The 13,938-nt window shown below is 58.2% G+C and carries 14 protein-coding genes; 3 read left to right on the forward strand and 11 right to left on the reverse strand.

The genetic code is table 11. The annotated features are described in order from the left end of the window. Positions 1-61: 61 nt before the first annotated feature. From HY868_01680 to HY868_01690, 3 genes are all read left to right on the forward strand, one after another. Complete coding sequence (locus tag HY868_01680; GenBank protein ID MBI5300818.1) at positions 62-628, forward strand: 4Fe-4S dicluster domain-containing protein; 567 nt, start codon at positions 62-64, stop codon at positions 626-628. 82 nt (positions 629-710) lie between these two features. Further along, positions 711-1,418, forward strand: coding sequence for a 4Fe-4S binding protein (locus tag HY868_01685; GenBank protein ID MBI5300819.1), 708 nt, complete (start codon positions 711-713; stop codon positions 1,416-1,418). Between the two features lie 128 nt (positions 1,419-1,546). Then, positions 1,547-1,897, forward strand: a complete 351-nt coding sequence (locus HY868_01690; protein ID MBI5300820.1) for a hypothetical protein — start codon at positions 1,547-1,549, stop codon at positions 1,895-1,897. A 71-nt stretch (positions 1,898-1,968) separates the two neighbouring features. On the opposite strand, the gene HY868_01695 is transcribed toward HY868_01690, so the two are convergent. The 11 genes from HY868_01695 to HY868_01745 form a co-directional block, all read right to left on the reverse strand. Then, positions 1,969-3,387, reverse strand: coding sequence for a HAMP domain-containing protein (locus HY868_01695; protein ID MBI5300821.1), 1,419 nt, complete (start codon positions 3,385-3,387; stop codon positions 1,969-1,971). Positions 3,388-3,389: 2 nt separating this feature from the next. Further along, on the reverse strand, positions 3,390-5,285 hold the full coding sequence (locus HY868_01700) for a PAS domain-containing protein (GenBank protein ID MBI5300822.1): 1,896 nt from the start codon (positions 5,283-5,285) through the stop codon (positions 3,390-3,392). Positions 5,286-5,376: 91 nt separating this feature from the next. Beyond that, the gene (locus HY868_01705; protein ID MBI5300823.1) at positions 5,377-6,051 is read right to left on the reverse strand and encodes a response regulator transcription factor; all 675 of its coding nucleotides are present in this window, start codon (positions 6,049-6,051) and stop codon (positions 5,377-5,379) included. 9 nt (positions 6,052-6,060) lie between these two features. After that, positions 6,061-6,873, reverse strand: coding sequence for a hypothetical protein (locus tag HY868_01710; protein ID MBI5300824.1), 813 nt, complete (start codon positions 6,871-6,873; stop codon positions 6,061-6,063). Positions 6,874-6,888: 15 nt separating this feature from the next. Then, on the reverse strand, positions 6,889-7,197 hold the full coding sequence (locus HY868_01715) for a TraR/DksA family transcriptional regulator (protein ID MBI5300825.1): 309 nt from the start codon (positions 7,195-7,197) through the stop codon (positions 6,889-6,891). A 139-nt stretch (positions 7,198-7,336) separates the two neighbouring features. Next, complete coding sequence (locus tag HY868_01720; protein ID MBI5300826.1) at positions 7,337-8,392, reverse strand: ATP-grasp domain-containing protein; 1,056 nt, start codon at positions 8,390-8,392, stop codon at positions 7,337-7,339. Positions 8,393-8,530: 138 nt separating this feature from the next. Continuing rightward, positions 8,531-10,048 (reverse strand): lysine 2,3-aminomutase, encoded by a 1,518-nt coding sequence (ablA, locus tag HY868_01725; protein ID MBI5300827.1) that lies wholly within the window; start codon positions 10,046-10,048, stop codon positions 8,531-8,533. A gap of 180 nt (positions 10,049-10,228) precedes the next feature. Next, positions 10,229-10,903 carry an NAD-binding protein gene (locus HY868_01730; GenBank protein MBI5300828.1) on the reverse strand — a complete coding sequence of 225 codons (675 nt, stop codon included), beginning with the start codon at positions 10,901-10,903 and terminating at the stop codon, positions 10,229-10,231. A gap of 9 nt (positions 10,904-10,912) precedes the next feature. Then, positions 10,913-11,329 (reverse strand): TrkA family potassium uptake protein, encoded by a 417-nt coding sequence (locus HY868_01735; GenBank protein MBI5300829.1) that lies wholly within the window; start codon positions 11,327-11,329, stop codon positions 10,913-10,915. Between the two features lie 132 nt (positions 11,330-11,461). Beyond that, entirely contained in the window at positions 11,462-11,923 is a 462-nt protein-coding gene (locus HY868_01740) for a universal stress protein (GenBank protein ID MBI5300830.1), read from the reverse strand. A gap of 5 nt (positions 11,924-11,928) precedes the next feature. Continuing rightward, positions 11,929-13,890 carry an APC family permease gene (locus tag HY868_01745; protein ID MBI5300831.1) on the reverse strand — a complete coding sequence of 654 codons (1,962 nt, stop codon included), beginning with the start codon at positions 13,888-13,890 and terminating at the stop codon, positions 11,929-11,931. Between the last annotated feature and the right edge of the window lie 48 nt (positions 13,891-13,938).

A 13,938-nucleotide genomic window follows, 5' to 3' on the forward strand; every position in this document is an offset into this window, starting at 1 on the left:
AGAACAAGGTGCGGGCAATTCCGCCCGCATCTCTTTTATTTTGTAAAGGTCCAGTCGTTGAATGAACTCTAACGGATTTACCCGGCGTGAATTTCTCACGCTCGTCGGCGGCGCAACCGCGTTGAGTATTTCAGGTTTTATCCTGAACACCCAAACCGCGTCCGCCGATGTCCGACCACCCGGCGCACTCGCGCCCTACGAACTTTTTCGCGCGGCATGTGTGCGGTGCGGCAAATGTGTTTCCGCGTGTCCGCATCAATCCATTCGCCAAAACAGCGAACGGCTACCGTATATTGATGGCATAACCGGTTGGTGCGTTTTCTGTATGGACTGTGGCGTCGCGTGTCCGACCGGCGCGTTGCATCCGGTGGACCCGCATACGAGCAAACTAGGAACTGCCGTCATTGATCGGAATCGCTGTCTACCCTGGACTCTATCCGAGTGCCATCAATGTTACGACAAGTGTGTTGGATTGCAGCAAGCGATCAAATTGGATTCGCAAAAACGTCCGTCAGTGGATGCGGCGCGTTGCAATGGCTGCGGCGCATGCGTGACCGCGTGTCCGCAATCGAATCGTGAAGGCAGGGGCAAGGAATTTGGAAAAGCAATTACACTCATCGCCGGTTGATCTCGCGCCTGCCGAACTTGTACGCTCCGTGCCTGCTCAAAAAACAGAGGCGCGAACGCGTTGGAGTTATTGGCGCGCGGGAATGACGATCTTGGCGCTAGCCGTCATCGCGTTCAGCGCGCATTGGAACCTGGGCTTGGGTACATTTTCGGTTTTTGGTTGGGGACCGCTTCGCATTGCTTGTCCACTTGGCGTGGCACAAATCATCGCGGCAACCCAGACTATCGTTCCAACCCTGGCAATCGCCGGACTTGCCACAGTCATTTTGACGATGATCTTTGGTCGCGTGTTTTGTGGGTGGTTTTGTCCGGGACGCTGGCTTTTCAATCACGGACCGCGCACCGCGCAACAACCTTGGGCGGCGCGTGAATGGATTCAGGGCGGCATCATCGCAAGCGTGATCGGTTTATCGTACGTATTTCACAACCCGCTTTTTTGTATCATCTGTCCGGTCGGCTCGATTTGTCGCGGTGCGCTCGCAGTCAGCACAGGCGAAAGTCTGTTGCCTGCCTTCGGATGGCTCAGCGCGTTGGTCAGCGTCGAGTGGTTGAGCGGGCGCGCGTGGTGTCGCGATTTGTGTCCGGTCGGTGCGATGTACAGTCGCATCAGCGCGTTGAATCCGTTTATCAAAGCCAAAGCCAATCCGGAAAAATGTCGTCCCTGTTTGGCGTGTATGAAAAAATGTCCAGAGGGGATGAACCTCAGCCAAACCAGCAACCTGTCCACGTGCACAAAATGTTTCGCGTGCGAATCCGCGTGTCCACGCGACGCCGTAGAAATCAAATTCTAAATCGAACGATGCGACGCCCCCCAGCGTCGCATTTTTTATTGGACGTGACAGAAAGCCGCGCACCGAGTATAATCCAGCTGTCCTCTCTAACTTTGCTTCGACTATTTCGATCAACCAAGGAGTCAGCGATGTCTACCTTTAAGATTGACGAGAACACCCCGATTCTGATCGAGTTCAAGCCCGCGCCGGGCGTAGTGCGAACGGCGGCACCCAGTTCTCCCGGCGACCTCGTCGAGAAATCCGAAAAGGCACTGAACAACGCGATGAACACGATCTACGCGATGGCGCGGCGCATCAACGCGACCATCGGCGAAATCAAATTGTCCGAGCGCCCCTCCAGAGTACAAGTGGATTTCGGATTGGTCCTCACCGCCGAGGCGAACGCGCTGGTTGCGCAAGCCAGCACTGAAGCGAGTTTCATCGTGAAACTAACCTGGGAAAGCCAAGAGCCGCGCAAACCATTGCCGGAGATGGATTGATCCACGACGGAACAAAAATCCAGGTTCCCCTCCGTGGAGAAACCTGGTTTTTTGCACTTGACGACTGTCCACTAGCGACTGGCAACCGGCAACCACACCGTAAACGTACTCCCCTTGCCAACTTCGCTCTGCACCTCGATGCGCCCGCCGTGTACTTCCGCGATCCACTTGCAAATCGCGAGACCTAGGCCGGTGCCGCCGCCTGAGCGCGCCGAAGGATCGCGCGAGCGCGCCTTGTCCACGCGATAGAACCGATCAAAGATGCGCGACACGTCTTGCGCGGGAATGCCCACGCCGGTATCCGCAATCGCGACGCGCACCCAGTCTGAATCGCGTTCGAGCGACAATTTCACTTCGCCCCCGCTCGGCGTGTACTTGATCGCGTTATCCACCAAGTTGAGCAACAACTGCTTGAGCCGGTCTGCATCGCCCAGTACCTGCGCCTGGTCTTCATTGCCGAGCGAGACCTTGACGCCCGATTGCGTCAATCGCGCCTGACCGTACACGTCGAGCAAGAGTGTATCGAGTTCGACGACATCCTTGCGAACCTTGACACCCGCATCCGCTTGCGCGAGCAAAAGCAAATCCTGCACCAACCGTTGCATCCGCGCCGATTCGGACTCCATCGCGTCGAGCGCGGTCTGGCGTTCGTCCGGATCTTCCATCGCGCCGCGCTTGAGCAAATCGAGGTTGCCGCGAATCGCAGTCAGCGGCGAACGCAATTCGTGCGACACATCCGCGACGAAACGTTGTTGCACACGAAACAATTCTTCGATGCGCGTGAGCATCTCGTTGAACGTCGCGGCGAGACGACCCAGCTCGTCGCCGGTCGCCTTGTGTTCGATGCGCTGGGTCAGGTCGCCCTTGCGCGCAATATCGCGCGCGGCTTGGGTCATGCGATCAATCGGCGCGAGCGCGCTGTACGCCAGCAATGCGCCGATGACAAACGCGAGGAGCAACGCCCCGCCGATCCCAGCGACAATTACCACGGCGAGCCGGCGCAGCGTCGCGTATGTATCTTGCAACGATTGCGCGACCTCGATCGCGCCAATATTCTGACTGCGGACGGTCAACGGGCGCACGTACACGCGCAAGAGCGCGCCGCCGCTCGTCAACTGCACGTAGACCGACTCGCCTTCCTTGACGCGATCCAACACCGCTTGCGAAACCTGGATCACCTTGTCACCCAGGTTTTCCGACCGACTCACCACGGTGCCGTCAAAGGAGACGACTTGGACGAATACGCCGGGCGTCGCGAACACATCCGCGCCGGGCAACACAAAACGCGTGCGCAACAAACGCAAATCGCTTTGCACTTGCAACGCCGCGTCCGCCGCGGTTTGCACTTCGCCGGCGCGCCGTTCGAGCGTGCGGTCTACTTCGCCGAGCAAACTGAAGGAAAGGATCGCGTACAGCGCGCCGCTAAACGCCACGAGGATCACGGCAAGCACGAGGACGTACCAAAGCGTCAAACGCAATCGAATAGACATGCTCAATCAGATAACCACACGCGGCGCGCGTTCGCGGATTTCGCCGGCGGCTCGACGCGCAAAGGCAAGCGCACCGTAAAGACCGACCCGTGCCCTAACTCGCTCGCGACCTCTAACGCGCCGCCCATCATCGCGCAATAACGTTGGCTCAACGCGAGACTCAAACCGGTCGTGCCCGGTTCGCGCGCCGCCGTTGTATCCGCTTGCGCGAATGGCTCGAACAATTGGCGCAGATGTGCGGGCGCGATGCCGACCCCGGTGTCGCTCACACAAATCGTCACCCACTCCATATCGTTCATGGCTTCGTGTGACAGTTGAACGCAGATACTACCATGGCGCGTAAACTTGCACGCGTTTTCCACGAGCGTGAACAAGACCTGCTGAATCTTGTCCCTGTCGGAATTCATGCCCATCACGCCGTCGGTGCGTAGTTCGAGCGTGTTGCCTTTCTCCTCCGCCAACGGCTGACTCGTCGCGACCACTTCGCGCACCAGACTCGCCAGGTCGAAAATCCTGGGTGTCAGCGGCATCGCGCCCATTTCGATTTTGGTCAATTCGAGCAGATTGTTGACGAGCAACAGCAGTTGCCGGCTCGCCGAGTTGATTTTGTCGAGATAGCCGACGAAACTCGTCAGATCGCGCGCGCGCGCTTCATTCAGCAAGGTCCGACTATACCCGGTAATCATCGCGAGCGGGGTCCGAAGTTCATAGCCCGCCGTGGCGAGAAACGCGCTCTTGGCGCGACCGGCGGCTTCGGCTTGCTCTTTGGCGTGCTCCAATTCTTGTTTGACCGTTTTGTAATCGGTGATGTTACGCAGAATCGCGACGTGACCATTGAGGCGGCGTTGATGATCGAACAAGGGCGTAATCCGCATATCGTACGCGCGCGCTTGTTCGCCAGCGGCGATCACAATTTCAGTCGAGAACGAACCGGGGCGACGCGTCGCGTCGATCAAGCCGCCCCAGGTCGGCAACACGCGCTCCGCCAAATGCCCGACGATTTGCCGCGGCGATAGACCCAGGATGTCTTGCACGGCGGGGTTGATATCCACGATGCGCGCGTGCGCGTCTACGACGATCAACCCATCGCTCATATTTTCGATCGCGAGATCGCGCGCGACCGGGACAATTTCGAGCAGGCGCAATCGAAAGAACGCCCAACCAAACGCGACGCCGCTGACGCCGAACGCGATGGGCGTCAAGTCCAACAACGGAAACGGGCTGAGTCGAAAAACCGAAATGATGTTGCTGATCCACGGCACGAACGCGGCGACGAGCACCGTCCACGCTTGCGATTGAAAAAAGGGCGGCAGGCGAATGATCGCCCAGATAAGCAGGAGCGTTCCCGCCAAGACCAGCGCGTACGAATAAAGCGTATGCACCCACGCCCATACGCCGAACGTGGCTTCGACCATCGGTTGATCGTTGACCATCACTAAACGCGTGCTCGTGTAAATCAAACCATGCGCTTCGTTCGTCCACGCGAGTGCGACCGTGACGAGCGGCTCTAATCCCAAGAGCACGATCACGCGACGCGTGAGCCAACGCGCCTGCCCGGTGTACTCGGCGCTGAGAATCAACCACAAGAGCGGAACTGCCGCGATGCCGATGAACACAAATTTTGCCCACAGCATCTTGGTTGCCAAGTCCGGACTCGCCAAGCCGAGACTGACCCCCAGCGACCACTGCGCGGTGGCAAGCATCAACAACGCGAACGTCCCCGCGCCGAGCGCGGGACGCCGCGACCATCCAAACACGGCGAGCAAGACGGACACGATCACGGCAGAATTGATGAGGGCAAAGACCAGGGTCATGGTGACAACTCGCTCGATGATGATTCGGACTGTGGTGCCCTTCGGCGGCGCGTCCGCGCGGGTGGGCAGACTACCCGCCTCCACATTAGCGCAGATTCCTCATGCGCGTATAGCAGACCTGACAGGTCTAGCGCGGAACGCACACCGTAAACCAAAATGGAAATCGCGCTAGTGGTTATTCCTCGCGCATCGCGTAGCCGACGCCGCGCACGGTTTGCAACAGACGCGGCTCGTTGCCGGCTTCGAGTTTTGTTCTTAGGTAACGAATGTACACTTCGAGAATGTTCGACTCGCCGCCGAAATCGTACCCCCACACGCGGTCGTAGATGATTTCGCGCGTGATGACCTGGCGCGGATGCCGCATGAAAAAGTGCAACAGGTCGAACTCTTTCGTCGTCAAGTCCACCTTGCGCGAGCTGCGCGTCACTTCACGCGTGCTGACGTTGAGCGTGAGATCGGCGAAATGCAAAACTGTTTCGTCCGTCGCGCGCACGCGGCGAAGCAACGCGCGCACGCGCGCGAGCAATTCTTCGAACGCGAACGGCTTGACCAGATAATCGTCCGCGCCGGTGCTCAACCCTTTCACGCGATCCGCGACTGAGTCCTTGGCGGTAAGCATCAAGATCGGCACCGCGCCACCGGCGCGCAAACGCCGGCACACCTCCAAGCCGTCCAGCCCTGGCAACATCCAATCGAGCACGACGAGATCAGGCGGATTGTCGCGCGCGGCTTTGAGACCGGCTTCGCCGTCGGCGCACACCTCGACGCGAAATCCTTCGTACGTCAAACCGCGGCGAAGCAAGTCGCCGATTTTTTGTTCGTCTTCGATGACCAGAATTCGTTCAGACATAGTGGGAACCTAATGCCATACGAATTTCCAGGTCGCGCTGGGCGGCGATAGTGCGAGATCGCCCGGTTCGCGCTTGACCTGGACAAACCATTGAAAGGTATCTTCTTTGGCTTTATGATAAAGCTCAAATCCACCGCCATCATACACGCGCTTCAACGGTAGGAAATTGTCGCGCGTTTTTCCGGCATACGTTTGCGACATCCCAGTTTTGTCCACAAACGAAATGACGACGACGTACCAATCATTCGGACCCAGCTTGCACAGTTCGCAATTCCAACGAAACGTAATCGCCGCGTTGGCTTGCCCTTCGCCGCTGTACACGTTGCCGTTGGGCGGGGCAGTGATTGTCGGCGCGGGCATGAGCGGCGTCGGCGTCACCGTTGGCGCGGGAGTCGGCACGATGATTGGGCGCGTGGTCGTACGCGTCGCGGTCGCGCTCACCGGCGTGCCGGCGAACGGCGGCGGATCGCTGGGTTTCGGCGTGAAGAAGAAAGTTGCCGTAGGAATGGGCGACGGCGTACTCGACGGAAAAAACAACGGCGCGAGCGTCGCGGTTGGTGCGCGCGCGATCGGCGATTCCGGAGTCGGTGCGGCAAGCATACCGACGAGCGCGGTCAAGGTCAAGATGACGACCGCCGCCGCGATCATCAACAAGGCGCGCACCGTTTGATCGCCCGCGCGCTCTTGCTCCAACGAAAACAACGTCGTGCGGGACAAGCGCCGCGCGTCCACCAACAACTTGACGCCGACGATGACGCCGATCAGGCACAACAGAAAAATCCAAAGCCCATAAGTTCGAACAAAGATGACGAACGCAGCCAACGAAGCAACTCCGAACTATTTCCGCTTTTTCTCCGACTTGGCTTGGCACAGTACGCACAGCGTCGCATGGGGCATCGCCTCAAGTCGTTCCGGCGCGATGGGATTGCCGCACGAATCGCAAACGCCGTACTTGCCCGCCGCGAGACGCGCGAGCGCCACATCAATTTGCGCGAGGCGTTGCTTTTGATCGTTCTTGAGCCACAACGATTGCACTTTGGCTTGTGTCATCGCCGCCATATCGGCTTCGTCACCTTTGCCTGGCTCGGGCGCTGGAATCGGACGCGCCAATAATTGGGTGCGTTCTTCTTCCAATTGTTTTCGCACGGCATCAATATCCACAAACACTTCGCTCGGGCGCAAGACAAATCCAGAATTCGTCCTACCGCCAACTAGAAAACGAGCGGAGCAAGGTCGCGCGAAAACGACCGCGCGACAATGGCTCCGCTCCACAGCCGGTTACACGTTAGCTCAATCCGTAGCGCTGCGCCGCCGCTTCGAGGATGCCGTTGATGAGCGCGATATAACTCACGCCGTCGGCTTCGGCTTGCATGACGATATCGCTGATCCCCTCCTGCAAACCGGCGAGCGGATTGATTTCGAGGATGTACGGAACGTTCGTTGCGCGATGAATCCGAAAATCCACGCGCGCAAAGTCAAAACATTCGAGCGCGGCGAACGCGCCCATCGCGAGATTTTGCATCTTGGCGCGCATCGTTTTCGAAATGGGCGCGGGGCACAGGTACGTCGGCACCTCGTACAACTTGCCTTTGATGACCGACGTGTACAACCCGGCTTCCTCCGGCGGACACGGCGACAAGTCCACTTCGAGCGGTGGAAAGACGCGCAAGGTGTTCGATGTCCACTTGCCTTTGCGCGGCGTCAACTCGTCACACGCGAAATTACCGAGCATGCCCAACGTAAACTCGCGTCCTTCGATGAATTCTTCGACGAGCGCCGGTTGCGCGTACGCGGTGATGACGTACCGGATTTGCTCGCGCAGTTCGCGCGCGTTACGCACGACCGATTGCGCGCGCACGCCGATGCCCGACCCTTCGCGGCTGGGTTTCACGAACAAGGGAAACGTGAGCCGCTTGTCCAGCGGCTCGTCGCCGGTGACGAATGTTTGAAACGCCGGCGTCGGCAAGCCATGATACGCGAGGATGCGTTTGGTCATCGGCTTGTCGAGCGCAAGCGCCAGCGTCATCACGCCAGAGCCGGTGTACGGCATCCGCATCGCGTCGAGCAACGCCGGTACCTGGGCTTCGCGCGAGCCGCCGAAAAATCCCTCACACGTATTGAAGGCGATGTCCACGTTGCGTCGCTCGAGTTTCTGCGGCAACGTGACATCGCCCTCCATCGGAATGACCTCATGCCCACCCGCGCGCAACGCGCGCTCGATGCCGGCAACGGTGCGCTCGCTATCGAGTTCGTTCCACTTGTCCCAGGGTTCATCGTTCGACTCGACGTGCGGCGCGTTTTGTTTGAGATTGTACAGCAAAGCAACGGTTAGTTTCTTCATGGGTCTCTGTGATGAAAACTGGAAGTTGGATGTTGGACGTTAGATGTTGGATGTTAGATGTTGGACATTCGATATTGGAGGTTTTGATCCCTAGTTTCAATCTCCAACTTCCAACCTCCAACCTCCAATTTCTAATTTCTACCTTGCCTTACCGTTGCTGTTCCCGTTGCCATTCGCCCGCGGTTTGCGCGGCATGGTCGCTTCGAGCGCCATCAGCGGAAGCAACTCGCTGACGGGCTGAACCGATTTAACCGGCAGTGGGATCGTGGTCTTACGACGAACCTTTTTCTCCGTGTCCATTTTCTTGACGCGGCGCTGTTTACGCCGCAAGCCGTCCGGTTCCAACACCACCGCGTCGCCGGCGAGCAATTTCGCCACGCCTTCCTTCGGCGCGGCGCGACGGCAGTACTCACAATTGTCCGCCGAGTGATGTTCGTAACGATCGGGTTCGCTGTACGTCGCGATCACGCCTTCAAAGTTGCGGACGATGATTTTGCGATCACTCTGCGAGATCAAGTAGTTAGGCATGATCGGAACTTTGCCGCCGCCGCCCGGCGCATCCACGCAGAACGTTGGAATGGCAAACCCGGTCGTATGTCCCCGCAACGCTTCGATGATCCCAAGTCCCACACTGACCGGTGTGCGAAAATGTCCGATACCCTGCGACAGGTCGCATTGATACAGGTAGTACGGGCGAATACGATTCTTGACCAAGTCTTGCACCAACGCCTTCATCGTGCTGGCGCAATCGTTGATCCCTGCCATCAACACGGTTTGCGCGCCGAGCGGAATGCCGGCATCCGCCAGTTTGCCTACCGCTTCGCACACGTCGGGCGTCAACTCTTTCGGATGGTTGATGTGAATGTTCATCCACAAGGGATGATACCGACGCAGAGTTGCCACCATCTTGTCGGTGACGCGTTGCGGCAAGAAAATCGGCACGCGCGTCCCGATTCGCAGAATCTCAACTGACTTGACCGCGCGAAAGCGACCCAGGGTATAGTCCAACAAATCGTCGGAGAGGAACAAGCCGTCTCCGCCGGAGATGAGGACATCGCGCACTTCGGGGTGCGCTTCGAAATACTGCGCAATCGCTTCGATGCGCGTCTTGTGCGCGGGCATCACGCCGGTGCCGACCATACGGCGGCGCGTGCAATGGCGACAATACGCAACGCATTGATCGGTAATTTCAACCAAGACGCGATCGGGATAGCGATGCACGAGACCGGGCACGGGCATGTGCGCGTCTTCGCCAAGCGGGTCCTCGAGATCGGGATCATCGAGCGCAAATTCCGCCATCGTCGGGATGACTTGGCGACGAATCGGACACATGGGATCGCGCGGATCCATCAACGCCGCGAAATGCGGCGTGATTGCCACCCGCAACTCGGGCTTGAGCCGCACCGCCTGCTCTTCATCGGGCGTAAGGCGGACGAGTTGCTGGAGTTGCTCTAGCGTGGTGATGCGATTTTGCATTTGCCAACGCCAGTCGTTCCACTGTTCTGCCGTGACATTTGCCCACAGAGGACTGCGGGCACGAATGCTCTCGACCGCTGAAGGTTCGGCTAGTTCGAATAATGCCAGCGGTGAGAGCACACTACTTGGGGGCTTACCGGGTGGCTCCTTTTCGCTGTATTCAGTTGTTGATTGTTCCATTTTGAATAGGTACCTTCCTTGTGAGTTGAATTTGCGCCAGTCCTGGGCGCGGGTTGGAAATGCCGGTTGAAAATGTGTACGGCTTGAACCTCGTGGTTCGCTTCCCCCTGCGCGGTCACTCGTACGCGTCATTGCGCCAACCTCGACCGCGGGTGATCACACTCCTTTCAGAGAGGCAAATTATTTTTTGCGCGGCGGCAATCCTTCAAAAATCCGCCCGAGCGCGCCTTCGTTCTCAAGCGTCGCGACCGCAATCACTTCGTCACCCTCCGCGAGTTTCGTTTCGCCATACGGCACAATCGCTTTGCCATTCCGAATAACCAGCGGAATGACGCAATCTTCCGGGATCTTCAAGTCGCGCAAGGGTTTGCCAATCACCGGCGAGTCCGCCGGCACTTTGGCTTCGAGGAAGGTCGCGCCGGCTTCGCGCAGTGTGAGCAAGTGGACGAGCGAATGCGCCGGGATTTCGCGTTCGATTTGCGCGAGAATCAAATCCGTGACCGACACGGTCGTATCAATGCCGAGCAGTTTGAAGATTTGCTCGTTCTTGGGATTGTTGATGCGCGAGATGGTTCGATTGACGTTGAACTTGCGTTTTGCCATTTGGCAAATCATCAAATTATCTTCGTCATCGCCGGTGACCGCGACGACCAAGTCTGCGCGCGCCATGCCGGCTTCTTCCATCACCAACGCGTCCGAGCCGTCGCCGCGCATCACAATGCCGCCAAATTCAATTGTGAGCGTATCGTACTTGCGCTTGTCTTTTTCGACAATGAGAATTTCGTGTTCTTGATTGAGGAGCGTCTTGGCAAGATAATAACCGACCTTGCCGCCGCCCACGATAATGATATACATCGCCGCCTCTTACTTTTTCGCGTCGGGTTGCGCGATCAAATCGGCAATCTTGTCCGACGCGAGAATCGTCGGTGAGATCGTTTCCATCAGACCGATCGCGTGATACGTGCCTTCGCGTACGGGATCGTTAAAGCGCGCGATGACGCGCGGCACGTTGAAAACCAGTTTCGCGACTTCGGCTGCCATCGCGTTCGTGTTGTCGCCCGCCGTGACGGCGATGAACACATCCGCGAGTTCGATGCCGGCGCGGCGTAGGATATCGCTATCAATCCCGGTGCCCAGGATTTTTTCGCCGCCGAAATCGGCGCCGAGGCGCGCGAACGCTTCGGTGCTTCGATCTATGATCGTGACGCGTTGTCCCTCGTGATCAAATCGTCGCGCGAGGTGCGCGCCTAATCTCCCGCATCCGACGATGATGATTCTCATTGCATCCTCCCGCAGACTATACCACGAAATTTTTTCGACGTAAAGGGGTTGGCGCAAATTTTAAGCACGACTTGACCGTCCAACCATGCGCCGGTTTGGTTGCCTTGACAAGGTTGAGCCGTCGCGCCGCAATCATTTTTGGTTTGCATTCGCGGCGCCGTTGTCGTCGCGCGCTCGTTCACGGCACAACCACACCGGACATGGCGCGTTCTTGAACACATAATTCGCCGTCGCGCCGAGGTAGAACTCGCCGAGCAATTTGCGGAATGGAATCCCCATCACAATCAAGTCCACCCCGCGATCGGTCGCTTCATTCACCAACGCCGACCCAGCCACCCGCGCCTGCAACAACTCGGATTCGACGTGACTATAATGTGCGCGCGCGATGCGTTCCGCCTCAATGAGCGCCTGTTCGCCGCGCTCTTGCGCTGGCAAATTCTCCGCGTCCACTGGCAAGGTGCGTTGCATCTCGATAACGTGGATGAGCAACACCTTGGCTTTGTCTGGCTTGGCGGTTTGGCAGGCGAGATGAATCGCGGCTTCGTCCGCCGGGATGCCTTCGATTGGCACCAGAATCTTGAATAGTTTTCCCATAACTTTCACCGTTCCAAATGATAAGGCACATCGAGCACCACGGTGTTGCGACGAAACAACAACGCCGCCTTGAGACGCAAGGCGGTCTGATTGTGCAACAAGTGCTGCCACCAATGCGCCGGGATAGACTCGGGCAAGACTAGAATCAAAAACGCTTCGGGGTCTTGAAGATGTAACGCGTCAATATACGCAATCAACGGCTCGGTAAATGAGCGGAACGGCGATTCGAGCAAAACCAGTTGCGTACCGTTGCCCCAGCGCGTCCACTGCTCGCGAAAATTCTCGGCTTCTTCCGTCTCATACGTAATGTGCACGGCAACCGGATCTTTGGCAAGCGAACGCGCAAACGCCAGCGCGCGCAACGTCACGATGTTAATGTCGCCAATCGGCACGACCACAATTTGACGCGGCGTCGCAATCGCGTGGGTGAGGCGCGTTACGCTCACCTGCTCGGCGACGAGATGATAGTGCCGGTAAATCACGTTAAAAATCAAAACGAGGATGGGCGTCAACACGACGACGATCCACGCGCCCAGTTGAAACTTCACTGAGCCGACGATCAACAACACGATGCCAGTCAACACACCACCCGTGGCGTTGATGACGAGACTGCGTTGCCAACCCGCCGCGCGCAGCCGCCACCAATGTCGCACCATCCCGAATTGCGACAAGGTGAACGACAGAAAAACACCGACCGCGTACAACGGGATGAGCGCGTGCGTACTCCCGCCGAAGGCGACGATCAACAGCGCGGCAACCGCGCCTAACACGATGATGCCATACGAAAATGCTAACCGATCTCCGCGAAACAGGAATTGACGCGGCGCAAAGCCATCGCGCGCCAGCACCGAGAACAAACGCGGAAAGCCGTTGAAACTGGTATTCGCCGCGAGCACCAAAATCATCATCGTCGCGGCTTGAAACACGCCGTACATCACGCCATTGCCCAGCACCGCGCGACCCAGTTGCGAGATCACCGTCTCTGTCTCCGTCGGCGCTAGCCCGTACTGGTGCGCGAGAAACGTCACGCCGACAAAAAACACGCCGAGAATCCCTGCCATCCAGGTCAGCGTCGTCGCGGCATTATGTGTCTCTGGCGATTTGAACGCCGGCACACCGTTCGCAATCGCTTCCGTGCCGCTCATCGCGACACTGCCCGCGGCGAACGCGTGTAGAATCAAAAACAATCCCAGCGGCTCGAACTCGGTATGTTCGAAATGCGGCTCGGCGGCGACGACTTCGCCCATCAACACGCGCGCCGCGCCAAGCAGGATAAGACCGGCGAGACTGAAAATAAACAGGTACGTCGGCAACGCAAAAATCGTACCCGATTCGCGAATGCCGCGCAGGTTGATGAGCGTGATAATGCCGATAAACACCACGGAAATTTCGACGCGGTACGGATACAGCGGTTGCGCCGCCGACGTTATCGCGGCAGTGCCCGCGGCAATCGAGACCGCGACCGTGAGTACGTAATCAATGAGCAACGCCGCCGCCGCGACCAAACCCGCTTGTGTTCCCAGGTTCTCGCGCGAGACCGTGTACGAACCACCGCCGTGCGGGTACGCGTGCACCGTTTGCCGGTACGAGAACGACACAATTGCGAGCAAGATAGCAATGCCCAGCGCGATGGGCAAGGCGTACGGCAAACCGAGCGTGCCCGCCGCGACCAGCACCAGCAAAATTTCTTCCGTCGCGTACGCGGACGATGAAATCGCGTCGGATGAAAAAACTGCCAACGCCTTGAGCTTGGTGAGCCGCTCGTCTTTTTCCGCGATGGTTGGCAACGGCTTGCCGACCAGCCATACCTTGACGCGGCGATAAAGCAAGCCAAGCCCTTTGGTTGGGCGCGATACTTGCTCGGATGCGCGTAGATAGCCCGGAGCGACCCGGCGCAATGTATCTGAACGCACCACGCGCACGTACGTATCACCCTGGCGTTTGCCGCGATGCAGTTCGCGCGTCATCAAATCCGGGTGAATCGTGTGATTCGCATCGTCGTGTTCCGACGACGC

The organism is Chloroflexota bacterium (assembly GCA_016219275.1).
Classification (GTDB): Bacteria; Chloroflexota; Anaerolineae; order UBA4142; family UBA4142; genus JACRBM01.

Bases quoted from the DNA above. Each gene is read 5' to 3' on its own strand.
- HY868_01680 (MBI5300818.1), top strand. From the start codon at position 62: ATGAACTCTAACGGATTTACCCGGCGTGAATTTCTCACGCTCGTCGGC.
- HY868_01685 (MBI5300819.1), top strand. From the start codon at position 711: ATGACGATCTTGGCGCTAGCCGTCATCGCGTTCAGCGCGCATTGGAAC.
- HY868_01690 (MBI5300820.1), top strand. From the start codon at position 1,547: ATGTCTACCTTTAAGATTGACGAGAACACCCCGATTCTGATCGAGTTC.
- HY868_01695 (MBI5300821.1), bottom strand. From the start codon at position 3,387: ATGTCTATTCGATTGCGTTTGACGCTTTGGTACGTCCTCGTGCTTGCC.
- HY868_01705 (MBI5300823.1), bottom strand. From the start codon at position 6,051: ATGTCTGAACGAATTCTGGTCATCGAAGACGAACAAAAAATCGGCGAC.
- HY868_01720 (MBI5300826.1), bottom strand. From the start codon at position 8,392: ATGAAGAAACTAACCGTTGCTTTGCTGTACAATCTCAAACAAAACGCG.
- ablA (MBI5300827.1), bottom strand. From the start codon at position 10,048: ATGGAACAATCAACAACTGAATACAGCGAAAAGGAGCCACCCGGTAAG.
- HY868_01730 (MBI5300828.1), bottom strand. From the start codon at position 10,903: ATGTATATCATTATCGTGGGCGGCGGCAAGGTCGGTTATTATCTTGCC.
- HY868_01735 (MBI5300829.1), bottom strand. From the start codon at position 11,329: ATGAGAATCATCATCGTCGGATGCGGGAGATTAGGCGCGCACCTCGCG.
- HY868_01740 (MBI5300830.1), bottom strand. From the start codon at position 11,923: ATGGGAAAACTATTCAAGATTCTGGTGCCAATCGAAGGCATCCCGGCG.
- HY868_01745 (MBI5300831.1), bottom strand. From the start codon at position 13,890: ATGACGCGCGAACTGCATCGCGGCAAACGCCAGGGTGATACGTACGTG.